The sequence below is a fragment of the Streptomyces sp. NPDC013457 genome (assembly GCF_043089925.1).
GTDB lineage: Bacteria > Actinomycetota > Actinomycetes > Streptomycetales > Streptomycetaceae > Streptomyces.
The window spans coordinates 292,714-314,696 of the sequence record NZ_JBICBL010000001.1 but is presented as its reverse complement, the minus strand read 5'-3'; the positions used below and the strand labels follow the sequence as shown (position 1 = coordinate 314,696).

The 21,983-nt window shown below is 72.0% G+C and carries 22 protein-coding genes; 12 read left to right on the top strand and 10 right to left on the bottom strand.

Going from position 1 to position 21,983, the window contains the following annotated elements; genetic code table 11:
* Positions 1 to 26 precede the first annotated feature (26 nt).
* The 4 genes from ACF1G2_RS01405 (at position 27) to ACF1G2_RS01390 (ending at position 4,134) form a co-directional block, all read left to right on the top strand.
* Entirely contained in the window at positions 27 to 593 is a 567-nt protein-coding gene (locus ACF1G2_RS01405) for a TetR/AcrR family transcriptional regulator (RefSeq protein ID WP_391796244.1), read from the top strand.
* A 98-nt stretch (positions 594 to 691) separates the two neighbouring features.
* Positions 692 to 2,146: an MFS transporter gene (locus ACF1G2_RS01400; protein WP_391796243.1), complete on the top strand. Its 1,455-nt coding sequence runs from the start codon at positions 692 to 694 to the stop codon at positions 2,144 to 2,146.
* A gap of 65 nt (positions 2,147 to 2,211) precedes the next feature.
* The gene (locus tag ACF1G2_RS01395) at positions 2,212 to 2,655 is read left to right on the top strand and encodes an SRPBCC family protein (RefSeq protein ID WP_391796242.1); all 444 of its coding nucleotides are present in this window, start codon (positions 2,212 to 2,214) and stop codon (positions 2,653 to 2,655) included.
* A 93-nt stretch (positions 2,656 to 2,748) separates the two neighbouring features.
* Positions 2,749 to 4,134 (top strand): carotenoid oxygenase family protein, encoded by a 1,386-nt coding sequence (locus ACF1G2_RS01390; RefSeq protein WP_391796241.1) that lies wholly within the window; start codon positions 2,749 to 2,751, stop codon positions 4,132 to 4,134.
* A 112-nt stretch (positions 4,135 to 4,246) separates the two neighbouring features.
* Here ACF1G2_RS01390 and ACF1G2_RS01385 read toward each other — a convergent pair whose 3' ends face one another.
* Positions 4,247 to 4,807 (bottom strand): TetR/AcrR family transcriptional regulator, encoded by a 561-nt coding sequence (locus tag ACF1G2_RS01385; protein ID WP_391796240.1) that lies wholly within the window; start codon positions 4,805 to 4,807, stop codon positions 4,247 to 4,249.
* A gap of 115 nt (positions 4,808 to 4,922) precedes the next feature.
* Between ACF1G2_RS01385 and ACF1G2_RS01380 the strand changes: the two genes are divergently transcribed.
* From ACF1G2_RS01380 to ACF1G2_RS01355, 6 genes are all read left to right on the top strand, one after another.
* Positions 4,923 to 5,609, top strand: coding sequence for an SDR family oxidoreductase (locus tag ACF1G2_RS01380; RefSeq protein WP_391796239.1), 687 nt, complete (start codon positions 4,923 to 4,925; stop codon positions 5,607 to 5,609).
* A 290-nt stretch (positions 5,610 to 5,899) separates the two neighbouring features.
* The gene (locus ACF1G2_RS01375; RefSeq protein WP_391796238.1) at positions 5,900 to 6,031 is read left to right on the top strand and encodes a hypothetical protein; all 132 of its coding nucleotides are present in this window, start codon (positions 5,900 to 5,902) and stop codon (positions 6,029 to 6,031) included.
* A 167-nt stretch (positions 6,032 to 6,198) separates the two neighbouring features.
* Positions 6,199 to 7,419, top strand: a complete 1,221-nt coding sequence (locus tag ACF1G2_RS01370; protein ID WP_391797012.1) for a saccharopine dehydrogenase family protein — start codon at positions 6,199 to 6,201, stop codon at positions 7,417 to 7,419.
* Between the two features lie 111 nt (positions 7,420 to 7,530).
* Positions 7,531 to 9,054, top strand: a complete 1,524-nt coding sequence (locus ACF1G2_RS01365) for an APC family permease (protein ID WP_391796237.1) — start codon at positions 7,531 to 7,533, stop codon at positions 9,052 to 9,054.
* A 1-nt stretch (position 9,055) separates the two neighbouring features.
* Entirely contained in the window at positions 9,056 to 9,472 is a 417-nt protein-coding gene (locus ACF1G2_RS01360; RefSeq protein WP_391796236.1) for a universal stress protein, read from the top strand.
* A 155-nt stretch (positions 9,473 to 9,627) separates the two neighbouring features.
* Complete coding sequence (locus ACF1G2_RS01355) at positions 9,628 to 10,200, top strand: dihydrofolate reductase family protein (RefSeq protein ID WP_391796235.1); 573 nt, start codon at positions 9,628 to 9,630, stop codon at positions 10,198 to 10,200.
* A 26-nt stretch (positions 10,201 to 10,226) separates the two neighbouring features.
* Here the strand turns inward: ACF1G2_RS01355 and ACF1G2_RS01350 are convergent, their stop codons facing one another.
* The 3 genes from ACF1G2_RS01350 to ACF1G2_RS01340 all read right to left on the bottom strand — a co-directional run bounded on the left by ACF1G2_RS01350 (position 10,227) and on the right by ACF1G2_RS01340 (position 12,355).
* Positions 10,227 to 10,838, bottom strand: a complete 612-nt coding sequence (locus ACF1G2_RS01350) for a class F sortase (RefSeq protein WP_391796234.1) — start codon at positions 10,836 to 10,838, stop codon at positions 10,227 to 10,229.
* 79 nt (positions 10,839 to 10,917) lie between these two features.
* Complete coding sequence (locus ACF1G2_RS01345; protein WP_391796233.1) at positions 10,918 to 11,616, bottom strand: hypothetical protein; 699 nt, start codon at positions 11,614 to 11,616, stop codon at positions 10,918 to 10,920.
* Between the two features lie 310 nt (positions 11,617 to 11,926).
* A complete protein-coding gene (locus ACF1G2_RS01340; protein ID WP_391796232.1) occupies positions 11,927 to 12,355 on the bottom strand; it encodes a DUF1707 domain-containing protein in 429 nt (142 codons plus the stop codon).
* 64 nt (positions 12,356 to 12,419) lie between these two features.
* On the opposite strand from ACF1G2_RS01340, the gene ACF1G2_RS01335 reads away from it, so the two are divergent.
* Positions 12,420 to 12,992 (top strand): TetR/AcrR family transcriptional regulator, encoded by a 573-nt coding sequence (locus ACF1G2_RS01335; protein ID WP_391796231.1) that lies wholly within the window; start codon positions 12,420 to 12,422, stop codon positions 12,990 to 12,992.
* Between the two features lie 102 nt (positions 12,993 to 13,094).
* Here ACF1G2_RS01335 and ACF1G2_RS01330 read toward each other — a convergent pair whose 3' ends face one another.
* From ACF1G2_RS01330 to ACF1G2_RS01320, 3 genes are all read right to left on the bottom strand, one after another.
* A complete protein-coding gene (locus ACF1G2_RS01330; protein ID WP_391796230.1) occupies positions 13,095 to 14,240 on the bottom strand; it encodes a PI-PLC domain-containing protein in 1,146 nt (381 codons plus the stop codon).
* 121 nt (positions 14,241 to 14,361) lie between these two features.
* Complete coding sequence (locus ACF1G2_RS01325) at positions 14,362 to 14,895, bottom strand: HAD domain-containing protein (RefSeq protein ID WP_391796229.1); 534 nt, start codon at positions 14,893 to 14,895, stop codon at positions 14,362 to 14,364.
* Positions 14,896 to 14,965: 70 nt separating this feature from the next.
* Positions 14,966 to 17,134 (bottom strand): FUSC family protein, encoded by a 2,169-nt coding sequence (locus ACF1G2_RS01320; RefSeq protein WP_391796228.1) that lies wholly within the window; start codon positions 17,132 to 17,134, stop codon positions 14,966 to 14,968.
* Between the two features lie 130 nt (positions 17,135 to 17,264).
* Here ACF1G2_RS01320 and ACF1G2_RS01315 point away from each other — a divergent pair, with 130 nt between their 5' ends.
* Positions 17,265 to 18,068, top strand: coding sequence for a HEAT repeat domain-containing protein (locus ACF1G2_RS01315; RefSeq protein ID WP_391796227.1), 804 nt, complete (start codon positions 17,265 to 17,267; stop codon positions 18,066 to 18,068).
* A 277-nt stretch (positions 18,069 to 18,345) separates the two neighbouring features.
* Here the strand turns inward: ACF1G2_RS01315 and ACF1G2_RS01310 are convergent, their stop codons facing one another.
* The 3 genes from ACF1G2_RS01310 to ACF1G2_RS01300 all read right to left on the bottom strand — a co-directional run bounded on the left by ACF1G2_RS01310 (position 18,346) and on the right by ACF1G2_RS01300 (position 21,959).
* The gene (locus ACF1G2_RS01310; protein ID WP_391796226.1) at positions 18,346 to 19,491 is read right to left on the bottom strand and encodes an alpha-lytic protease prodomain-containing protein; all 1,146 of its coding nucleotides are present in this window, start codon (positions 19,489 to 19,491) and stop codon (positions 18,346 to 18,348) included.
* Positions 19,492 to 19,915: 424 nt separating this feature from the next.
* Positions 19,916 to 20,206, bottom strand: a complete 291-nt coding sequence (locus tag ACF1G2_RS01305; RefSeq protein WP_391796225.1) for a DUF3040 domain-containing protein — start codon at positions 20,204 to 20,206, stop codon at positions 19,916 to 19,918.
* A 145-nt stretch (positions 20,207 to 20,351) separates the two neighbouring features.
* On the bottom strand, positions 20,352 to 21,959 hold the full coding sequence (locus tag ACF1G2_RS01300; RefSeq protein ID WP_391796224.1) for an MFS transporter: 1,608 nt from the start codon (positions 21,957 to 21,959) through the stop codon (positions 20,352 to 20,354).
* Positions 21,960 to 21,983: the final 24 nt, after the last annotated feature.

Sequence of the window (21,983 nt, the reverse complement as noted above, 5' to 3'; positions counted from 1 at the left end):
AAAAGTGTGAGTGGTTGAGTACTCACATGAAGAGCGAACGTCCCCGCCAGTTGTCCACCGCCGAAGAGCGTCGCGAGACGGTGCTGCGCACCGCCATCGGCGCCTTCGCCGCCCGGGGCTACTGGGGCACCACCACCACCGAGGTGGCCAAGGCGGCCGGCATCTCGCAGGCGTACGTCTACCGCCTCTTCCCCAACAAGGAGCTGCTGTTCACCGCGGTGGTCGAGCACTGCTTCGTGCGGGTGAGGTCGAGTCTGGAGCGGGCCGCGGCCGAGGCGCGGGGCAGCTCGGCGGAGGTGGTCCTCGCGGCGATGGGGGACGCGTACGCCCAGCTCATCAGCAACAACGACCTGATGCTGATCCAGCTGCACGCACAGGCGGCGGCGGTGTCCGAGCCGGCAGTCCGTGAGACGGTCCGTCAGGGGTACGCCCGGCTGGTCGAGTACGTCCGGGGCGCCTCCGGCGGCACCGAACGGCAGGTCCAGGAGTTCTTCGCGACCGGCATGCTCTGCCATCTGATCGTCTCCATGGGGGCCGACGAGGTCGACGCTCCCTGGACCCGGACGCTCGCGGCCGGCATCACGCACTACTGAGGCCCGTCGCGGCAGCGCGACAGGCGGACCGGCGGGGCCACTGGGCCCCGTCCTTCTTCAGGGCATTTTTGTGAGTGGTCAACCACACAGGGGGAGTCGTGAAGTCCGACGTCATCAGCCGCCGCAGTCCGCGAGCCGCTCTCGCGGCCCTGGCCGGGGCACAGTTCACGGTCATGCTGGCCACCTCGATCGTGAACGTGGCCCTGCCCGGGATCCGCGCCGGCGTGGGACTCTCCGACAGCGGCACCCCCTGGGTCGTCAACGCCTACGGACTCGCCTTCGGCGCCCTGCTGCTGGCGGGCGGCCGGGCGGCGGACCTGCTCGGACGGCGCCGGGTCCTGCTCACCGGGCTCGCGGTGTTCGCGCTCTCCTCGGTCGCGGCGGGCCTGGCCGCCTCGCCGACGTTGCTGATCGCGGCGCGAGCCGTTCAGGGGATGGGCGCGGCGGCCATCGCCCCCGCCTCGCTGGCTCTGGTGATGGTGCTGTTCCCGCCGGGAGCCGGCCGAGGACGGGCGCTGGGAGTCTGGGGAGCGGTCTCCGGCGCGGGAGGCGCGGCAGGAGTCCTCCTCGGCGGTGTCCTGACCCAGGCGTGGGGCTGGCCGTGGATCTTCCACGCGGTGGCCGTCGGCGCCCTGGTCGTCCTGGCCGCCGCCGCCGCGAGCGTGCCGCCCACCCCCGTCACGGAGACCGGTCGGTTCGACCTGCCGGGCACCCTCGCCGTCACCCTGGCGCTCACCGCCCTCGTGTGGGGCTTGACGTCGGCCCGCGGCTCGGGCTGGACGGATCCCACGGTCCTCGGCGCGTTCGGCGTGGCCGTCCTCCTGCTCGCCGTCTTCGTCCTGGTCGAACGCCGCCACCCGAACCCGCTGCTCCCGCCCCGCCTGTTCCGCACGGGGCGGGTCGCCGCCGGCAATGTGCTGATGGCGCTGCTGGGTTCGGTGTGGATCGCGCTCTTCTTCTTCCTGCCCCTCCACCAGCAGCAGGTTCTCGGACTGAGCCCGCTCGTCACCGGAGCCGGCCAACTCCCGCTGGCCTTCGCCATCATGCTCGGCTCCGCCCTCGCACCCCGGATCTCCCGCCACGCAGGACCCACCGCGACGGTCACCGGCGCGCTGCTGGCGGAGGCCGCCGGACTGCTGTGGCTGGCCAGGATCAGCGTCCACGGCGGCTATCTCGCCGACGTCCTCGGCCCCGGCATCCTGATCGGCCTGGGCCTGAGCGTCGCCTTCGTCCAGCTGACCGCCCTGGCCGTCGAAGACGTCCCGCAGCAGGACGCCGGCCTGGCCGGCGGTCTGGTCAACACCACCCGCCAGGTCGGGGGAGCGGTCGGACTCGCCGTACTGGCCACCCTGGCCGGCGCCACGACCGGCCGGGCCGAGGCCGCCCACCAGCCGTACCTGGAGGCACTCACCGCCGGTTACCGCACCGCCTTCGCCGTCTCCGCCGCCGTACTCGCGGCGGCCGCCGCCCTCGCTCCGCTCCTCGCCCGCCGCAGGCCCGCCACCCCCCTCGGCGAGGCGGGGCCACGCCGGACACCCGCGACGGACCACTGACGCACCCACGCGCACCCACACGACCCTGCCCATCGACCGAGCACCAACCGAGAGGAACGAACGCCATGTTCACCATCGACGAGACCGCCCCCGTCATCGCCCGCCTGTCCATCGTCATCGACGCCCCGCTGGAGCGCGTCTGGTCCCTGCACACCGACATCGACGCCTGGGCCGACTGGAACGCGGACATCGACCGGGCCGAACTCGACGGCCCGCTGCTGCCCGGCAACTCCTTCACCTGGCTGACCCACGGGATGGACATCACGTCCACCATCCGCGAGGTCGTGCCCGGCGAGCGCGTGGTCTGGGGCGGCCCCGCCCTCGGTATCGAGGGCATCCACGTCTGGACCTTCGAGCGGACCGGAGACGAGGTCACCACCGTGCGCACCGAGGAGTCCTGGAGCGGCGCCCCCGTCGACGCCGCCACCGAGGAGCTCGGCCAGGCCCTGAACGCCTCGCTGACCAGTTGGCTCGCCGCTCTCAAGGCACGCGCCGAGCAGAGCGCCTGAGTAGCCCGAGTCCGTCTGAGGTCCCTCCTCCGACCCCGCTCAAGCCACCCGCATCCTCCCTGTCCTCCCTGCCACGGAACCGAGGCTCCCGTCATGGCCGCGAACACGACCACGAACCACACCGCGCACACGAACACCGAGAAGCCCTACCTGACCGGCCACTACACCCCGGCCGTGGACGAGATCACCGCCACCGACCTGACCGTCGAGGGCACCCTGCCGCCGGAGCTGACCGGCCGGCTGATCCGAAACAGCCACAACCCCAAGCCGGTTGTCACCCCCACCCACTGGTTCAAGGGCAGCGGCATGGTCCACGGCATCCGGCTGCGCGAGGGCCGCGCCGAGTGGTACCGAAACCGGTGGGTCCACACCCCGGCCCTCGACGGCGCGCCCTACATGACCGAGCAGGGCCCCGACCTGACGGCCAGCACCGCCGGTACGCACGTCATCGAACACGGCGGACGGCTGCTGGCCTTGTGCGAGGCGAACCTCCCCTTCGAACTCACCAGGGACCTGGAGACCGTCGGTGCCTACGACTTCGGCGGCACGCTGCGAGGCGCGATGACGGCGCACCCCAAGACCGACCCGGTCACCGGCGAGCTGCACTTCTTCGGCTCCTCGCCCTTCCCTCCCTTCCTCATGTACTACGTCGCCGACGCGAAGGGCGAGGTCACCCACACCGCCGAGATCCCCGCTGCGAGCCCGGCCCTCAAGCACGACTTCGCCCTCACCCGCCACCACGTCGTCTTCGTCGAGGGCTCCGTCACCTTCGACCCCACCGAGCACTCCGGGATCCCGTACGCCTGGAAGGACGACCAGCCCGCCCGTATCGGCGTCATGCCCCGCGGGGCCGACGGCGCCGGCAAGATCCGCTGGTTCCCCATCGAGCCCGGGAGCATGCTCCACGCCGCCAACGCCTACGAGGACGCGCAGGGCCGGATCGTCCTGGAGGGGCCCACCGTCGACCGGGAGGGCTTCCAGCTCTCCTGGAACTGGTGGGTCGGTGCCCCGGAGCGCGGCACCGAGCCCAACGCCCTTTCTTACACGCGTCGTTGGATGATCGACCTGGTGGCAGGCAGCGTCGACGAGCGCATCGTCGACGACCTGGCCGTCGAGTTCCCCACCCTGAACGAGGACCACCTCGGCTCGGAGCACCGCTATCAGTACGCGGTCTCCTTCCCCGACCAGCGGGGCCTCGGCGGCTACGGCATCGTCAAGTACGACCGCGCCACCGGCGCCCGCCTGATCCACGAGGCCGGCGACGCGCGCCTGCCCAGCGAGGCGGTCTTCGTGCCGGCGGAGGGCGGCACCCGCGAGGACGACGGCTACCTGCTGACGGTCGTCTCCGACCTCAAGCAGGACGCGTCCCAGCTCCTGGTCCTGGACGCCTCCGGTCTCGACCGGATCGCCACGGTCCACCTCCCGCGCCGGGTGACGGCCGGCATCCACGGCTCCTGGATCCCGGACGCCGCCCAATAGACGACCGGAACGACCGGAACGGAGCCGGGTCCCGGGGAGCACGCTCCCCGGGACCCGGCTCACTCACGACCGCCACCGTGTCGTCACCGGGGCACCGCGCTGCCGCGGCTGCTCAGTCCGTGGTCGTCAGGGCGGCGCGTGCCCTGGCAAGGATCTCGTCCGAGAGCGGGGAACCCGTCGTGGCGCGGGACAGGACGAGGGCGCCGACCATCGTGCACAGGCGGGCGATGCCGTCCTGGTCGTCGGTGGCGAGCCAGTCGGCGAACTCGGCCACGCCCTCGCGGTAGACGCGGTGGGCGTCGCGGTCTCCGGGGTCCCGTGCCATGTCGGTGGCGAGGCCCGCTGCCGGGCAGCCCCGCGCGGCGTTGTCGCGGTGCGCGGGGGAGAGGTAGGTGTCGATCAGGGTCTGCCGGGCGGTGTCCAGCTGCCCCGCGTGCTGCTCCGGTCCGGCGAGGCGGCGCTGTGCGAACTCCTCGAAGGCCTGGGCCGTGGCTTCGTCGATCAGCGCCTCCTTGGAGGCGAACTGCTTGTAGAAGCCGCCGTGGGTCATGCCGACCGCCTTCATGAGGTCCGCCACGCTGACCTGCGTGCCCTGCTCCCGGAACATACGGGAGGCGGTCGCCACGACCCGCCTTCGGTTCTCCTCGGCCTGCGCCTGCGACACGCGCCCCATCGGCCACCTCCGTATTGGATGTCGATTGACATCTATTCTACACCCGTCTTAGATTGCCACCATCATCTAATGAGCGGCCGGCCGCTGCCGGACCCGCAACACCGGGAGTGCAGACATGGAACTGAAGGACGCCGTCGCCGTGGTCACGGGTGCCAACCGGGGGCTGGGCCGTCATCTGGCCGAGCAGCTCCTCCAGCGGGGGGCGAAGGTCTACGCGGCCGCCCGCCGCCCCGAGACCGTCGACCTGCCGGGTGCCGTCCCGCTGCGGCTGGACGTGACGGACGCGGAGTCGATCCGCTCCGCCGCCCGCATCGCGTCCGACGCGACGCTGCTCGTGAACAACGCGGGGATCTCCACCTCCACACCACTGCTCGCGGGCGATCTGGATGCCGTACGCCTGGAGATGGAGACGAACTTCTTCGGTCCGCTCGCCGTGACGCGTGCCTTCGCCCCGGTCGTCGAGCGCAACGGCGGCGGCGCCGTGCTCAACGTCCTCTCCGTACTGTCCTGGCTCCACCCGGCCGGCCTCGGGGCCTATGCGGCGGCGAAGGCGGCGGCCTGGGCGCTGACCGGCGCGGCCCGGGAGGAACTGGCACCGCACGGCATCACCGTCTCCGCGCTCCACGTCGCCTACATGGACACCGACATGGCCGCCGCGGTCCCCTCCGAGCAGAAGACCGACCCCGCCGACGTCGCCGCCCAGGCGCTGCTCGGCATCGAGGCGGGCCTGACCGAGATCCTCGCCGACGAGACCACCCGGTACGTGAAGCGGAGTCTGGCCGCCGCACCCGGCACGGCATGAGGCCGCACGCGGCTGCGACCGTGCCGAGGCCTCCCAGCCCCGGCAGCCGAAGTGCGCCGGCGTCCCTGTGCGGCGGGCTTCCATCGCGGCCTGGCGGACGTGGTGGACACCGGCAGGCCTCTGGACGGGCGGGTGGTCGACTACACGGAGGAGCGGCTCGGCCGGATCCACCGGACTCCGCTGCTCTACTCCGCGGCCCGCTGCGGCGAACAGGTGCTCGCGACCTGGCGTCCCGTGCAGAGCCAGGCGGAACTGCTGACGATCGACGCGCAGTACCTGGCGTCGCTGGGGTGGGGCAACCGGGACCTGCTCTCGGGGAAGGTGACCTGGTCGGAGCCCAGCTCGTCGACACACTGGTGGCCGACCCCGAGATCGCGGGCCAGGAGGACGACGCGTGCCTGCTGGCGGTCCGGGTCGACTGAGCGCCCGTACCCGGAATCGGGTCGTCCACCGCCCACGGCGACCAAACACCACCGGCGGGATCCACGCCGCGTCCCGCGCGCCGCATCGAGGACGGCGCTGCATGATCGGAGATGACGCCTGGGTCGTGTCGGCCCGGCGCGGAGCCGGAACGAAGGAGTGCCGCACGGTGCGCATCCTCATGGTGGGGGCGGGAGGTGTGGGCACGGCGATCACCAGGATCGCGGCCCGCCGCTCGTTCTTCGAACACATCGTCGTCGCCGACTACGACCCGGCCAGGGCGGATTCGGCCGTCGCCGCCCTCGGTGCGGACGAGCGGCGGTTCACGGCGGCCCGGCTCGACGCCTCGGACACGGGCGCGGTACGGGCGGCCCTGACCGAGCACCGCTGCGACGTCCTGCTCAACGCCACCGATCCCCGTTTCGTGCTGCCCCTCTTCGAGGCCGCGCTCGCCGAACGCGCCCACTACCTCGACATGGCCATGTCCCTGTCCCGGCCCCACCCGTCGCGCCCGTACGAGGAATGCGGCGTGAAGCTGGGCGACGAGCAGTTCGCCCGTTCGGCCGAGTGGGAGGCGGCCGACCGGCTCGCGCTCGTGGGCATGGGGGTGGAGCCGGGACTCGCGGACGTGTTCGCCCGGTACGCGGCCGACGAACTCTTCGACGAGATCGAGGAGATCGGCGTCCGCGACGGCGCGAACCTCACGGTGGAGGGCTACGACTTCGCACCGTCCTTCAGCATCTGGACGACGATCGAGGAGTGCCTCAACCCGCCCGTCGTCTACGAGGAGGGCCGCGGCTGGTTCACCACGGCGCCCTTCAGCGAGCCGGAGGTCTTCGACTTCCCCGAGGGCATCGGACCGGTGGAGTGCGTGAACGTCGAACACGAGGAGGTGCTGCTGGTCCCCAGATGGCTCAAGGCCCGCCGCGTCACCTTCAAGTACGGTCTCGGCGACGAGTTCATCGGTGTCCTGCGCACCCTCAATAAACTGGGGCTGGACCGCACGGAGCCGGTGACCGTGAACGGAGCGGACGGCAAGGTCGCCGTCTCGCCGCGTGACGTCGTCGCCGCCTGTCTGCCCGACCCGGCGACCCTCGGCGACCGGATGCGCGGCAAGACCTGCGCGGGCACCTGGGTCAAGGGGACCAAGGACGGCAGCCCCCGGGAGGTCTACCTCTACCACGTGGTCGACAACGAGTGGTCGATGGGCGAGTACGGCTCCCAGGCCGTCGTGTGGCAGACCGCCGTCAACCCCGTCGTCGCCCTGGAACTCGTCGCCTCCGGCGCCTGGCACGGCCGGGGCGTCCTCGGCCCCGAGGCGCTGCCGCCGCAGCCCTTCCTCGATCGACTTACGGAGTACGGGTCGCCATGGCACATGCGCGAGCAGTGACGGGGCGCCCGGCCCCGTCGGCCGCTCCTGCGCATGCAGGGGCGGACCACCCTCCCTACGATGTAGGCGTAGGTCTCGCTGTTCTGTCTGGCTCGACGGGAGCGAGGGAACATGGCCGCTGAGGATGGAGCGCCCGCGGGGCGCCCCGTGGGCCTGAAGGCCAACGCGATCGGCTTCGTCGACGCGCTCGTCATCGGGCTCAACTCCACATCACCCGCGTACTCGCTCGCGGCCGTCATCGGCCCGATCGTCGCCCTGGTCGGTATCTACGCCCCGGGCGTGATGTTCGCGTCCTTCGTGCCGATGCTGCTGATCGCATCGGCGTTCTACTACCTGAACAAGGTCGACCAGGACTGCGGTACGACCTTCTCCTGGGTCACGCGCGCGATGGGTCCTTGGGCCGGCTGGCTGGGCGGCTGGGCCATCGCGATGACCGGCGTCCTGGTCGTCGGCTCTCTCGCCGACGTCGCCGTGAGCTTCGCCCTGCTCGCGTTCGGACTCGACAGCTGGGTGGACAACACCTTCGTACGCCAACTGCTCACCGTGCTCGTCATCCTGGTGATGACGGCCGTATGTGTCATCGGCACCGAACTGTCGGCCAAGGTGCAGAACGTCCTCATCCTGGCCCAGGTCGCCTGCCTGCTGATCTTCGTGGGGGTGGCACTCTACAGCGTCTACGCGGGCACGAGCAAGTACCCGGCGATCGATCCTCAACTCAGCTGGCTGAATCCGTTCGGTGCCGGCGGCGCCGCGCTGAGCGGAGGCCTGCTCCTGGGCGTCTTCATCTACTGGGGCTGGGAATCGGCGGTCAACCTCACCGAGGAGGTCGAGGACTCCGCGACCGCCCCGGGCAAGGCCGGACTCTGGTCGACCGTGATCCTGCTCGTGACGTATGTGTCCGTCGGCTTCGCGGTCGTGGCCTACGCCGGGCCGACCTTCCTGGCCGAGAACGCCGGCGAGGAGGAGTTCATCTTCGCCCAGCTCGCCGGGGACGTGCTGGGCGGCTGGGACTGGATCCTGCTCCTCGCCGTCTCCACCTCCGCCATCGCCTCCACGCAGACGACGATCATCCCGGCCTCGCGTACGGCGCTCTCCATGGCACGCCGCCAGGCGCTGCCCGCCCACTTCCGGCACATCAACCCGCGCTTCCGTACCCCCGACGTCAGCACGTGGTGGGTCGCCGGGATCGCCATCGCCTGGTATCTCGTGGTGAGCCGGATCAGCGAGAACGCGCTCTTCGACTCGCTCACCGCGCTCTCCCTGCTCATCGCCTTCTACTACGCGCTGACGGGGCTGGCCTGTGCGGTCTACTACCGCCGCCATCTCTTCGAGAGCGTCCACAACTTCCTGCTCATCGGCCTGGGCCCGCTGATCGGCGCCGGGCTGCTGGCCTGGCTCCTGGTGAAGTCCGTGATGGACATGTCGGACCCGGAGAACTCCTACAGCGGCACGTCGTGGTTCGGCCTCGGACCACCGCTCGTCATCGGGATCGGCATCGCCGTCGCCGGTGTGATCATCATGCTGGTATGGCGTCTGCGGGCGCCCGCTTACTGGCGGGAGCGCCCCGGCGTGGCGGACCCCGAGCTGGTCCACGGCCACGGATCCGGGAACGCGGCCCCCGGCAAGGAGGCCTGAGATGTCGGTCGTCCTGGGCTACGACGAATCCCCCGGCGCCGCCCGTGCCCTGCGCATCGCGGTCGAGGTGGCCGCCGCCTTCGACGAGCGTCTCGTCCTGGTCTACGGCGCAGCGGCCCCCGGCCCCACGGGCGAGGAGACCGCGTCCCACCGCGAGGCGGTCCGCCAGGCCGGCCGGATCGGTCTGGAACACGCGGTCACGGAGGCCGACCGCGCGGGTGTCCCGACCACCGTCGAGGTGATCGACGACAAACCCGCCCCGGCCCTGATCGACGCGGCGAACCGCCATGGCGCACGCGTGATCGTGGTGGGCAGCTGGGGCGAAAGCCCCATCCGCGGCGCCCTCCTGGGCTCGACGCCCCACAAACTGCTGCACATGTCGACCGTCCCGGTGCTCTGCGTCCCGCCGGAGGAGTGAGCACGGGACGTCGAAGGCGGCGGGCACGCGAGGCGAAGGCGGCCCGGACTCCGTACGGATGCGACCGATGAGTTCCGGCGTGATCCACGGTCATAGATCATGGCTGGCGACGAACGAGCCCGCCGAGAAGCCGACGAGACACCGAGGAAGCCATCATGCGTACTCTGATCAGCACCGCCTTCATCTCGCTCGACGGCGTCGTCGAGGCCCCGGGCGGCGAGCCCGGCTACCGGAACACCGGTTGGACCTTCAAGGACATCGACTTCGTCCCCGAGGCGTACGAGATCAAGGGCCGTGAGCAGAAGGAGGCCGCGGCGATGATGCTGGGCCGGACCAGCTACGAGGCCTTCAGCGCGGTGTGGCCCGACATGGCGGAGTTCGCCGACTACAAGGTGATGCCGAAGTACGTCGTCTCCACCACGCTCACTGAGGACGACCTCGTCACGAACTGGGGCGACACCACGATCCTGCGCACGCTCGACGACGTCGCCGCGCTCAAGGAGACCGAGGGCGGTCCGATCATCATCCACGGCAGCGCATCCCTCAACCAGGCTCTTTCCGACGCCGGCCTGATCGACCGCTACCACCTGCTCGTCTTCCCGCTCCTGCTCGGCGCGGGCAAGCGCCTCTTCAGCGCCACGGACAAGGACGCCCAGAAGCTGAAGCTCGTCGAGCACGAGGTGTACGCCAACGGCCTGCAGAAGAACGTGTTCGACGTCGTCCGCTGACCGGACGCGCCCGCCGGCGGCCGCGCTCAGGCCCCTTGCTTCTTCAGGGAGGTCAGGTGGGCGAACACGACGACGTTGGCCGAGTAGCCGTGCTTCTTGTCGAAACGCCCGCCGCAGGTGATGAGCCGGAGCTCCGGACGGCCGACGTGCCCGTACACCTTGCTGTTGGGGAACTTGTCCTTGGTGTACGTCTTCACCTCGTCGACCGTGAAGACCGCGACGCGTCGGTCCGCCCGGGTGACCTTCACCGCGTCGCCGCGCCGCAGCATCTTGAGATTGAGGAAGATCGCCGGGCCGGTGGCGGTGTCACGGTGCCCCACCAGTACGGCCGTTCCCGCATCGCCGGGCGACGGACCGTGCCGGTGCCAGCCCACCGTCATGGGCGCGCTCAGCGACGGAGCGCCGAGCTGCCCCTTCTTGTCGAGGCCGAGCGGGGTGACCGCGGCCTCGATGAAGATGGCGGGGACGGCGACCTTGACCGGCCGCGAGCGCACCTGGGGTGCGTGCGCGGCCGGTCGGGCCGGCGTGGCGCCGCCGCCCGCCGCATCATCTGCGGGGACGGCGGCGACCACCGGACCGGTCTCCTCGGACGGGCCCGAACAGGCCGACACGATGCCGGTCAGCAGCGCGAACGTCACGGACAGCGTGATCGTGAGTCGGCAGGCGCGGCTCGGTCCACGCCTCCGGGGCCGTCGGTGGGGCCGTGGGCGGGGCGAACTATGCCTCGTTGCGGGCACGGCGCCGGGCGGATCGGCGGATCAGGACCAGCGCCGCGAGACCGGCCACGCCGGCAGTCACCGCAGCCGTCGTCCCGACGCCGGACTCGCCCTCGGCGGCGCTGAGGTTCTCCAGGTCCGGAACACCGCCGGCACCCGCGGGCACCGCGCCCGACGGCTCGCGGTAGGTGGTCCCGGGGTCGATCTCCTGCGCCGGGCCGTTGCTGGGACGGCTGCTGGGACGGTCGGCCGACGGCCGGTTCGGGCCCTGGTCCCCGGCGCGCGTGGCGCAGTCGACCTTGAAGGTCCTGTTCTTCGTGCCCGCCGGGACCGTCCACTCCAGCCGGTACGTGCCCTCCGGGAGCAGGTACCGCTCGCTGACCGCCGCGCCGTTGACGAGCGGCAGCGTGCTGACCAGGGTGTCGCCGGGCGGCACCGTCGGCGGCTGCGCGGCGATCGTCCATGGGACCGCGGGGAAGGACTCGAAGTTGCTGGCGACGAGAGTGAACGCACAGACCTCGACTCCGTCCTGGCCTCGCGAGTGCCACCCGGCCGAGCGGACGTTGAGATCGCCGCTGTCTCCGGGAGCGGCGTGCGCGGCGGGCGCGCCTACCAGGGTGGCTCCGGCGGCGGCGACGAGTGCGGCCGCCGTGGTACCCGTGCGGATGCCCCGCAGGCGCAGGGGAGTGGACAGGATCATGCTGAACTCCTTGAAGCCGGGGTGATTGTCATACTTATCGACCGCCGTCCATCAGAAGCCAAAGATCTTGCGAAACGCGGTAGGCGGTCCGTGCGGACGCGCGCAACCACCTGCCTGGCCGATAGCCCCGCCCATGGCCCCGACCGGCCGGCTCTTGGTGCCGGGCGGGCCCACCATCGGGAAACGTGCAGCTAGGAGGCCTGTCGGCCGTCGGCATCGATCGCGCCGAGCCGCCGTCCCCGGCCCGCCAAGCGCGCGATGCCCCGGCGTGTCGCACGCCCCACCGGTCCCGCGGTCCCGCCCGGCGCGGTCAGCGCGTGGCGTCTTCCTCGCCGTTGCGGGGCCAGACCGCCATGGCGAGGAGGACGGCCGCCCACACTCCCAGCGGGGCGGCCGGCCAGTAGTACGTCAACTCCCCCTTGTGCAGGCAGCGCACGCCCCACACGGCCGACATGATCAGCAGCCCGCCGAGCCAGTACCGCCACTCCGCGAGCCAGTCCGCCATGTCCTTGCGGTCCTTCTCGGCCCGGGTCGGGGTCGGAGCCGGCAGGTCGGCGGTGAGGGGGCCGAGGTCGTCGGCGGTGCGTGCCCGCAGGGCCGCCTGGGCCCTGCTCGCGTGTTCCGGCGCGTCGAGCCGGCCTTCGGCCAGCGCCGCGGCCAGGATGCCGAGGGCCCGATCGCGGTCGGCGTCCGAGATGAGCACCGCGGGTGCGGCGGGTTTGCCGCGGTCGTCTTCCATCGTCTTCCCCGTTCGTCGTCGCCATAGTTAGAATACGACTGTATCTCAAAGAGGGAAGGTGGCCATGCCGAAGACCGTCGACCGGTCGGAACAGCGCCGGCAGATCGGGGCCGCGCTGCTGCGCCTCGCAGCCGAGCGCGGCCTTGACCAGGTCAGCGTGCGCACCGTGGCCGCGGCCAGCGGCCGGTCCGCCGGGGCGGTGCAGAAGTACTTCAACTCCAAGGAGGAGATGCTGGTCTTCGCCGCCGAGCTCGCCGGTGAGCGTGTCGAGGAGCGCATGGCGCTCGTGGACACCGGCCTTCCGCCGCGCCAGGCGTTGCGCGAGCTGATCCTCACCACGCTCCCTCTGGACGAGGAACGCCGCGCCGAGGCTGCCGCGCAGCTCGCCTTCGCCGTGCAGGCGGCCCATCACCCCCGCCTGGCCGCGATCCGGCGCCAGGTCGACCACGACGTCAGGCAGGTCCTGGCGGCATGGCTCGACGGCGTCGGCTGCCCCGGCGCCGGAGCCACCGCCGACGCCGTGATCGCGCTCAGCGACGGACTCGCGCTGCGGATGCTCTACGCACCCGCCGAACAGGCCTCACTCCTCGGCGCCCTCGACCACGCGCTCGACGCGCTGACACCGGACGAGCCGTAGACCGGGCGATCCCGATCGGACAGTCGGTGATCCCGCGCCGGGCGGTGAGCCGCCCGACCGGCGGGCGGTCGGGCGGCTCACCGGATTCGGGTCGGGCGGGCCTCAGCGGCGCGCGTTGAGTTCCGCCACGATCGAGGCGGGGGTGTGACCGCTGTTGTCCGACAGCCGGTGGAAGTCGACGGAGACGAAGTTCGGGTCGCGCCCACCGGCCGCGGGCCGGCACTGCTCGGCGATCCGGTTCCTCAGTTTGGCCCCGTTGTCGAGGGCCGCCGTGAGGACCGTGGGCACGTTGCGGTGGTGGCTCATCGTGAACAGCCTGCGGAATCCCGGCTCCTGACGGTCCAGCGGAACGTCGGGCCAGCGGGTGACGCACGCGAGGTCGTTGCCCATGTCCCCGAGGCTCCAGTAGTTGCTGACCGTCCACGACCGGTCGTACATGACGCCCAGGTGCTCACGGTCCGGGCGGTCGGAGAAGATCAGCAGCCGCTTTCCGGCCGTGACCAGGTCGGCCACCTTGGGCCAGCCCTGTTGGCGCACGTTCCACGCGTCGGGCCGGAACAGAAGCTCGGGCAGCCCCCGGACCCTGCTGAGGGAGTTCCGCAACTGGTCGGCGCCGACATAGTCCTCCAGGAAGACGGTCACGACCTCCTGGGGGTGAGCCGCGAGGAAGTCCACCACGGTCTGCATCGTGCCGTGGAAGGACTGCCGGGGCAGGGCGTAGGTCGCTCCGGCGAAGGTCTTGCATTCGCCGTGGCACAGATACACGTCGCTGGGGTAGCAGTCGCTGCCGAAGCTGATGACGCAGAGCCAGGTGCTGCGCTCGTACCAGTGCGTGTCCAGGCTCAGCCCGCGGACGCCGTTGTCGAGCTGGGCGCGCACGGACTCGGACTGGTTCACCGAACTCCAGCGGGAGTCCTCGTAGTTGGTGAACGCGTTGTGGGTGGTCAGGAAGGAGACCTCGTCCAGCCGGCGGTCGCCCCAGCGTGCGTCGGCCGAGGCGGCCCCGGCGGAGGGGGCGGCCGCCGGGACCGAGGAGGCCGAAGCGGCCGAGGGGGCCGGAGGGGCGGTGGGGACCGAGGCGGTCGCGAGGGTCGGGGTGCCCAGGAGGGTCAACAGGAGGACGAGTACGAAGGAGTATCGCCCGGTTCTTCGCAGGGGCGCGGCGTGGACGGCCGAACGGCCTGGTGTCGGTGCGGTGTTCGGGAGGCGCCAAGAGGCTCCCGTCCGCAGCATGCTCATGCCAATCATGCGCCGGAGGGTAGCGTGAAGGCCGTGGATTCGCTCCCCAGCGGACCGGCACGGCCGATATCCGACGTGCGACGAGCCGCGACCCGGGGGCGGGTACGTACGCCGGGCCGCCCCGTCCGGGTCAGAGCGCGCCGAGTGCGCGCGCCCGGCCCAACCACCCGTCCAGGACGGCGAAATCGGCCTCGGTGAGCCCCCGTCGTGGATCCACCCGATGCAGCAGCGCATCACCCTGATGGTGCGCGGCGACCCACGCACGATCGCGGTCGCCGATCTCGTCGTCGACCCAGACGAACGGGCGCCCCGCCGCCCAGTGGACCAGAGCACGGGTCTTCCAGTGCAGACCGTTCCGCTCGGCGCACTCGTCCTCCACCGACGGCTCCGGCCACTCCACCACAGGTAGCGGGGGCAGACCCAGACGTGGCGCGACGGCGTCGTTCGCGTCGTCCATCCAGGTCGTGGCCCACACCAGCGTGCACGGCAGCGCCGCCAGCCGGCGCCCGTGCGAGGGATCGATCCTGGCCAGCAGCGGGTTGGCCCCGGCCTCCCGCAGCGCGGGGCCGTCCTCGTACGCCGGACACACCCGCGGCGGCCCGCCGAAGGGAATGAGCGGTCCGTCGACGTCGAGGAAGAGCAGGGGTCGTCCGGGGCCGGTCACGACACCACCGTATCCCTCCCGCCGCGGACGCCTCGTGCGGTGGGGGGAGCCGCGAGGACAGGATGAGCCGTCACGGGCCCGGCGGCGTGACGGTGCTCTCGGCGTCCTTGCGTTCCCCGAGCTCGCCGGTGATCCGCTCCAGGTCCGTCACCAGCGCGTCCAGCCACGAGACGGCCGCGTAGTACTGCCACGGCGCGCCGGGCGGTTCGGCCGAGAAGTCGTCGAACGTCCGGGCGCGCAGCGGCACCGTGGTGTCCGGGGTGTCGCCGGTCGGATCCAGCCGGGCGGAGACCAGGAGCATGCCCGCCGCCACCCGGTCGCCGATCCGGGTGACCGCCTCGGTCGGGCCCCGTTCCAGGGGCGGTACCTCGACCGGTTCGGGCGGTACGAGCATCCGGTCGGCGCCCCACAGTGTGTGATGGCCGGCCATGAGCGTGGCCTGCCAGTCGTACCGGCCGGCCGGCACCCCCAGCCCCTTCGGCTCGCTCTGGTACTGCGCGTACGCCGACTCCGCCATGATCAGCGCGTGCTGCAGCGACCTGTGCCCCGGAGCGGTCAGCAGGGGTACGCGTGTTCCGCCCGCCGCGACCTGGGCCGTCGTGTCCACCGCCGTCTCCGCGGCGTGGCGCAGCAGCGTCGCCGCCGCGCGCCGCAGCTCGTCATGGGCGCCCCGGGGCCAGGCGAGCAGCCCGAACACGGCGCCGATCGCGCTGCCGGCCATCACGTCCAGGAGCCGGAACTCCGCGAGCTGCCAGGTCGCGGGCGCCAGCTGCGCGAAGACCAGGGCGACGACGACGGTGAACATCGCCTGCGACCACCCCACGCCCCTCACCGGCCCCACGGTGAAGGTGACCAGCATCAGCGGGGGCAGCACGGCCGCGTACACCTCGATGTCCGTCCCGACGAGCGCCAGCAGCGTCGCGGCGACGAGCGCCCCGGCCAAGGTCCCGATGAGCGCCACCCGCACGGCGGACCGCGTCCCCCGAGCCGTCGTGCGGGTGAGGCTGAGCGTGGCGAGAAGCAGCCAGAAACCGTGCGGGAGGGTGTCGATGCCGGCGATCGCCCGGGCCGCCGCCAGCGCGAGGCTGATGCGTACCGCGTTCTGGAAGAACACGGACCGTTGCCCCAGGTGTCCCGACAGCCGCCGCCACCACAGCTGCGGCGCCCGCATCCCCGCGTACCAGAACCGCCCCGGCGCCGCCGTCACCGCGCCCGCCCGGCCCCGTACGGCTATGTCCGCGGCGGTGGACATCGCCAGCGCGGCGTCCGCCACCTCAAGGGCCACCGCATGGCGGCGCAACACGGCGGGCGCGGCGGCTCCGTCCGGCGGGCCCGCAGCCAGGGCCTGCCGCACCCGCCACAGCTCGGCGTGTGCGGCCGTCTCGGCCTTACGGCCGCGCAGACGCTCGGCCGTCTCCCGCGAGCTGTCCCGGACCGCCCGCAGCACATCGAGCCCGGCGCCCGGCGACGTGGGGCCGCCGGGCAGCGGCGGCATCAGCGCCAGCCGGGCCAGCAGGGTGCGCGCCGCGAGCCCCGTATGGGCCAGGGCCCGGTCCCGTACGCTCGGCCCCGCCGGCCGATCGGCCTCCGGAACCTGTGAGGACCGCAGATCCCTGCTCAGCGGCCGCGCCGCGCGCACGGTCGTGTCGGACAGTGCGTACGGGGGCGAGGACAGCGCGTCGGCGAAGCGCTCCGCGCAGTCGGCGGCCCGGGCGGCGCGCTCCCGGTACGGAACGGTCTTCGGGTGATCGGGCAGCAGGAACGCCTCGGCGAGGATCAGCAGAGCGAGACCCACCGTCGCCCCCACCAGCCGCTCGCCGAGCGAACCGGGGTCGTAGGGCGGGAAGGACGGCAGGATGTACATCAGCTGCAGCCCCGGCGCGGCGCCCGCCGGCCGGGGGCCGCCCACCGCGGTGAAGGCCAGCACGAAACCGATGACCAGCATCCCGACGACGGCGCTCCACGTCCGCACAGAGAGGTACGTGCCGATCGTGATCAGCACCCAGCAGGCGGGCACCACCGGGATCAGGACCCTGGCCCGCTGCCGGCCGGTGCCGGGGATGTGCGACAGACCGGCCATCGAGATGGCGGCGAAGAGCGCGTACGTGGCGGCGACGGAGGAGTCGAAGCCGTACAGGAACAGGTAGAAGCCGGCGCTCGCGGCGAGCGTGACCCTCACCGACCGCCGCGCCGTCGCCGCGTAGGCGGCCGGCAGCCGCAGCTTGGGAACGCCACCCATGCCACCAGCATCACCCGCCCCGGCGCGCCCGGCACGCGGCGCGCGGCGCACCGGGCGGGTTCCGCAGCCGCTCCCGCCCCCCGACCACTGCCGCCCCGGGTCCGTCAGCGGTCGCCTAACATGCCAGGTCATGGCGATGTTCGTGCACGTGACGTCCGCGGCGAACGCGCCGCGCATCAGGCGGTCCGGAATCCGGGCGGTGAGCCACGGACAGGGTGACGAGCGCGGTGTCTACTGCTTCCCGGTGCTGCCCTCGTACGCCCTCACCCATCAGTGGCTACGTGAGCTGGCCCGCTTCGGCAGCCGGGGCGGGCTCGTGGCCGTCCACGTACGGCTGGACGACGACGAGGACGTGCTGGTCGGGCACTACGCCGACCGGGCGCGCAACGCCCAGTCCACCCTCCCCGCCGCCCAGGCGGTGCGGCGGATCGCGGCACTGGACGATCCGCGCGGGTGGGAGGTGTTCGTACCCCGGGCGATCCGGCCGCGCGAGGTGCACCGCATGCGCACCGCGCCGCAGGTGGCGGGCTGGCGGTACCGGCCGGACGCCCACGGCACGCGGCCCTGCACCTGCTTCGGCTGCCGGGTGCGCGGAGGATACGGTGCGCGGCGGCTGCGCGAACGGTTGCCGCACCCGCTGGACGGCCCGCCGCCACCGGTCCGGGTGCTGCTCGCCAGGGTCGCGGCGGCGGGGGAGCCGGGGGACCCGGTCGTGCTGCGGGAGGTGCTCCACTGGTTCGGCATGCGCCGCCGGGGCCCGCTCGACCGACTGACCCCCCTCGCCGCCCACCCCGACCACGGGGTGCGGGAGGACCTGGTGTGGGCGGTCGCCGGCTGGTCGACCCCGGGCGTCGGCGAGCTGCTGAACGCCATGGCGGACGACCCCCGGGAGGAGGTCCGGGAGGCGGTGCAGGCGGTGCGGGAGCCGGGGTGAGCGCGAGGAGGCCTGACAGGCGTGACCCAAGGGCCTCGCGGTGCCTGACGTGCGCCGGGCGGCCCAAGGCCTCCCGACGCCTGACCGTCACCGTCGCCGCCCACGGGCATCCCGGGAACGGGGGAGCGTTCCCGGGAAGCCCTGGCCGGTGGCGCCCTCGACGCGTGACCGGTTCGACGTGTGACTGGCTCAACGTGAGACCCGTTCGACGTGTGACTGGGTCGCCGCGAAGCCGGTCGATGTGAGGCCGGTCGACGCGTGACCGGTCGACGGGCCGTCAGGCCGTGTGCAGCGTCAGCCCGTACCGGCCGAGGATCTCGTTGACCGGCTGGAACCACGTCTCGCCGCCGGACGAGCAGTTGCCCCACCCGCCGGACGTGACGCCCTGCGCCTGGTCCCCGCTGATGAACGCACCGCCGGAGTCGCCGCCCTCGGCGCAGACGCTGGTCTTGGTCATCTGGTGGACGGCGCCCTGGCTGTAGTTGACGGTCTCGTTCATCGCCAGGACGGTGCCGCAGTGCCACCGCGTCGTGGAACCGGAGCGGCAGATCGACGAGCCCACCGGAGCCACCGCGGAGCCGCGCACGAGCCGGTCGGGGACGGTGCCCCAGCCGAGCACGACGGGCACGGTCCACCAGCCGCTGTGGATGCTCACATAGGCGTAGTCGTTGCCGGGGAACGACGAACCCTGGAAGGTTCCCATCGCGGAGCCGTCCCAGCCGCGCACCGCGGCGCCCGCCTGCCCGCAGTGCCCGGCCGTCACGAATCCGCCGTACACGGAGAAGCCGATGGAGCAGCGGACGTTCCCGGTGTAGTACGGGTCGCCTCCGACCGTGCCGGCGGCGTACGTGCGCGGTGCCTGCGCCGTCTCGGCGACGGTGACGGGGGCGCTCGAACGGGCCTGCTCGACGAAGGCGCGTACGGCGGGTGCGGAACGCTCGGACCGCACGACCGTGACGACGACGCTGTTGGCCCGGGGGTCGACGTGCCAGCCGGCGACGCCCGTGGGGGCGGCGAGCGCGTCCAGTCGGGACTTGGCCCGGTCCAGCGCGGCGGCGCTGTGCCGGACCTGCCGGGTCTCGGCGCCGAGCGCGCGCACCTCGGCCTCCTCCGACCGGTCGGTGAGCGCGACGACGAGCCGTCCGGCCGCCGGATCGAACCACGATCCGCCGTAGTCGGCGCCCGCGGCCCGGCGGGCGTCCTGCTCGACACCCGCCGCGGTCTTCTCGGCCCGCAGCCGCTCCTCCGCCTGCTCGGCCGTGAGGCCGAGGTCCTGCCGCAGGGCCTCCAGGAGCCCGGCGGAGGCGGAAGGGGGTACGGGCGGGGGGACGGCCCGGGCCGGCGGTGCGTGGGTGGCGCCTAACCCGACGGTGATCAGCAGAGCCGCGAGAGCGGCGGGCAGGGGGAAGGTGGTGCGTTTCACGAAGCCTCCAGATGTGGGGGAGTCGAACGCATGAGAGCGCTCTCAGAACGCTTCCGGAGGTCACGCTAACGGGGATGGGTTGTCAGGTCCATACCAGGAGACGTCGATCTGCTGACGAGCCGTCGGCGACGGCGGTCATCGGGACGCGGTGCGACGCTCAGCGATGCGACGCTCAGCGATTCGACGAGTCGAAACCCTGCGGGGCGGAGGCACGGCAGCCCGAGTGGACGCCGTTCAAGGGGAGTTCGGGGCAGGATGCGGCCGAGCCGAAGGGCGGAGCACCGGACGGCCGCCGGGGCGCTGGTACGCGGGGGCGCCCCCAACACCCCCTAAAGGACCGGGCACATGGCTCGGGACACGAGCGCGCCACGCCGCTCTCATGGCCTGACAGCCCGCCCGTCTCTCGCGCCCGGCGTGCGGTCGGTCACCAGGTCGTGGGCACTCCGTCGTTCACGTCGGGCGGCGTGGACGGACCGCCGCCCAGGACGGCGATGAGGATGAGCCCCACGAGGGCGATGACGACCAGCACGACCGCCACCATGAGACGCGCGCGATGTCGCGGCGCCCGGACCTCGCCGGGCGGTGTGGACGGTGTGGGCTGCCCGGGGAACTGCTTGTTCAGCGCGTCCACCAAGGCCACGAGTGCCGGATCGTCCCGACTGAGGTCATGCTCGATCTCGGCAAGTATGCGCTGGTCATCCGCGGGGTGACTCATGGCGACCGCCTCAATACCGCTCCGGGTCCCAGGGGGCGAGTGCTTCGCCTCCGTTCCCCCGCCCCCTCAAGTATTCACGCTCGGCCGCATGCTGTCCTGATCGCGCGCGGAGGGCACGACCGTCGGCCGGGAAACGGCGCGGGCGTCAGCGAGGGGCGGCGGAGTCGCCGCCCTGGGACGCCCCATGGGGACCGTGACCCGTAGCGCCGCCGGAGCCCGCCGAGCCGCTCGTGGTGGTCGGGCCGCTCGTGCCCGTGCCGCTCGGGGTCTTCGTGGGCGTCGTGCCGTGCGCCACCGACAGCGGCTCGGCGATGTCCTCCAGGGAGCGGCGTTCCGCCTTCACGGCGAGGAAGGCGGCGACGAGCCCGGCCGCGCACATCAGCCCTGCGCCGATCTGGAAGGCCAGCACGGTCTCGGAGGGGACTCCGGACTCGGTGAGGCTCGCGAAGATGAGGGGGCCGCTGATGCCGCCGGCGGCCGTACCGATGGCGTAGAAGAAGGCGATGGCCATCGCCCGGGTCTCCATCGGGAAGATCTCCGACACGGTCAGGTACGCGCTCGACGCGCCGGCCGACGCGAAGAACAGCACCACGCACCAGCAGGCGGTGAGGGTGGTGGCCGTGAGCACGTCGCGGTCGAAGAGCCAGGCGGTACCGAACAGCAGCAGGCCGGACAGGATGTACGTGGACGAGATCATGATGCGGCGCCCGGCCGTGTCGAACAGCTTGCCGAGCAACAGGGGGCCGAGGAAGTTTCCGGCGGCGATGACGGCGAAGTAGTAGCCGGTGCTGCCCGTGGGCACGTCGTAGAACGTGATCAGGATCGTGCCGAAGCCGAAGGTGATGGCGTTGTACAGGAACGCCTGGCCGACGAAGAGCGACAGACCGAGGACGGCACGGCGCGGATAGCGGGCGAAGACCGTCTTCGCGATCAGACCGAACCCGATGCTGCGGCGCTGCTGGATGGTGATCTCGCTCTGCGGCGCGGGGAGCGGCCGGCCGTGTTCCCGCTCGATGTCCCGCTCGACGGCGGACACGAGTTTCTCCGCGTCGTCGCCACGGCCGTGGATGAACTGCCACCGTGGGCTCTCCGGCACGTTCCGCCGGACCAGCAGGATCACCAGCCCGAGGACCACTCCGAGGGCGAAGCTGAGCCGCCAGCCCATGTCGATGGCGAAGATGTCGGTGTCCAGCATGACGATGGAGAGCAGGGCGCCGCCGATGGCTCCGAGCCAGTAGCTGCCGTTGATGATCAGGTCGACCCGGCCGCGGTACGTGGACGGGATCAGCTCGTCGATCGCGGAGTTGATGGCCGCGTACTCGCCGCCGATGCCGAAGCCGGTGAAGAAGCGGCAGAGGAAGAACCACCATGACTCGAACGACAGTGCGGTGAGCGCGGTCGCCGCGAGATACACGACGAGCGTCACCATGAAGAGCTTCTTGCGGCCGTAACGGTCGGTCAGCCAGCCGAAGAACAGGGCGCCGGAACACGCGCCCGCCACGTAGAGGGCGGCGGCGGTTCCGGTGACCTGGGCGGCGGTGATGTCCAGACCGCTGCCCTCCTCGGCGAGGCGGCCGGCGATGTTGCCGACGATGGTGACCTCGAGTCCGTCCAGGATCCAGACGGTGCCGAGGCCGATCACGATCATCCAGTGCCAGCGAGACCACGGCAGGCGGTCGAGCCGGGCCGGAACGGCGGTGGTCACGGTGCCTGTGGAGCCCGGCACGGAGGCCGGCTTCGATTCCCCGCTCATGTCTCCCTCTCCCGGTCGAGATGC

Coding starts and splice junctions, on each gene's coding strand:
- ACF1G2_RS01405 (WP_391796244.1), top strand. CDS start 27: ATGAAGAGCGAACGTCCCCGCCAGTTGTCCACCGCCGAAGAGCGTCGC.
- ACF1G2_RS01315 (WP_391796227.1), top strand. CDS start 17,265: ATGGCGATGTTCGTGCACGTGACGTCCGCGGCGAACGCGCCGCGCATC.
- ACF1G2_RS01365 (WP_391796237.1), top strand. CDS start 7,531: ATGGCCGCTGAGGATGGAGCGCCCGCGGGGCGCCCCGTGGGCCTGAAG.
- ACF1G2_RS01340 (WP_391796232.1), bottom strand. CDS start 12,355: ATGGAAGACGACCGCGGCAAACCCGCCGCACCCGCGGTGCTCATCTCG.
- ACF1G2_RS01305 (WP_391796225.1), bottom strand. CDS start 20,206: ATGAGTCACCCCGCGGATGACCAGCGCATACTTGCCGAGATCGAGCAT.
- ACF1G2_RS01345 (WP_391796233.1), bottom strand. CDS start 11,616: ATGATCCTGTCCACTCCCCTGCGCCTGCGGGGCATCCGCACGGGTACC.
- ACF1G2_RS01330 (WP_391796230.1), bottom strand. CDS start 14,240: ATGATTGGCATGAGCATGCTGCGGACGGGAGCCTCTTGGCGCCTCCCG.
- ACF1G2_RS01380 (WP_391796239.1), top strand. CDS start 4,923: ATGGAACTGAAGGACGCCGTCGCCGTGGTCACGGGTGCCAACCGGGGG.
- ACF1G2_RS01395 (WP_391796242.1), top strand. CDS start 2,212: ATGTTCACCATCGACGAGACCGCCCCCGTCATCGCCCGCCTGTCCATC.
- ACF1G2_RS01385 (WP_391796240.1), bottom strand. CDS start 4,807: ATGGGGCGCGTGTCGCAGGCGCAGGCCGAGGAGAACCGAAGGCGGGTC.
- ACF1G2_RS01355 (WP_391796235.1), top strand. CDS start 9,628: ATGCGTACTCTGATCAGCACCGCCTTCATCTCGCTCGACGGCGTCGTC.
- ACF1G2_RS01300 (WP_391796224.1), bottom strand. CDS start 21,959: ATGAGCGGGGAATCGAAGCCGGCCTCCGTGCCGGGCTCCACAGGCACC.
- ACF1G2_RS01390 (WP_391796241.1), top strand. CDS start 2,749: ATGGCCGCGAACACGACCACGAACCACACCGCGCACACGAACACCGAG.
- ACF1G2_RS01360 (WP_391796236.1), top strand. CDS start 9,056: ATGTCGGTCGTCCTGGGCTACGACGAATCCCCCGGCGCCGCCCGTGCC.
- ACF1G2_RS01320 (WP_391796228.1), bottom strand. CDS start 17,134: ATGGGTGGCGTTCCCAAGCTGCGGCTGCCGGCCGCCTACGCGGCGACG.
- ACF1G2_RS01335 (WP_391796231.1), top strand. CDS start 12,420: ATGCCGAAGACCGTCGACCGGTCGGAACAGCGCCGGCAGATCGGGGCC.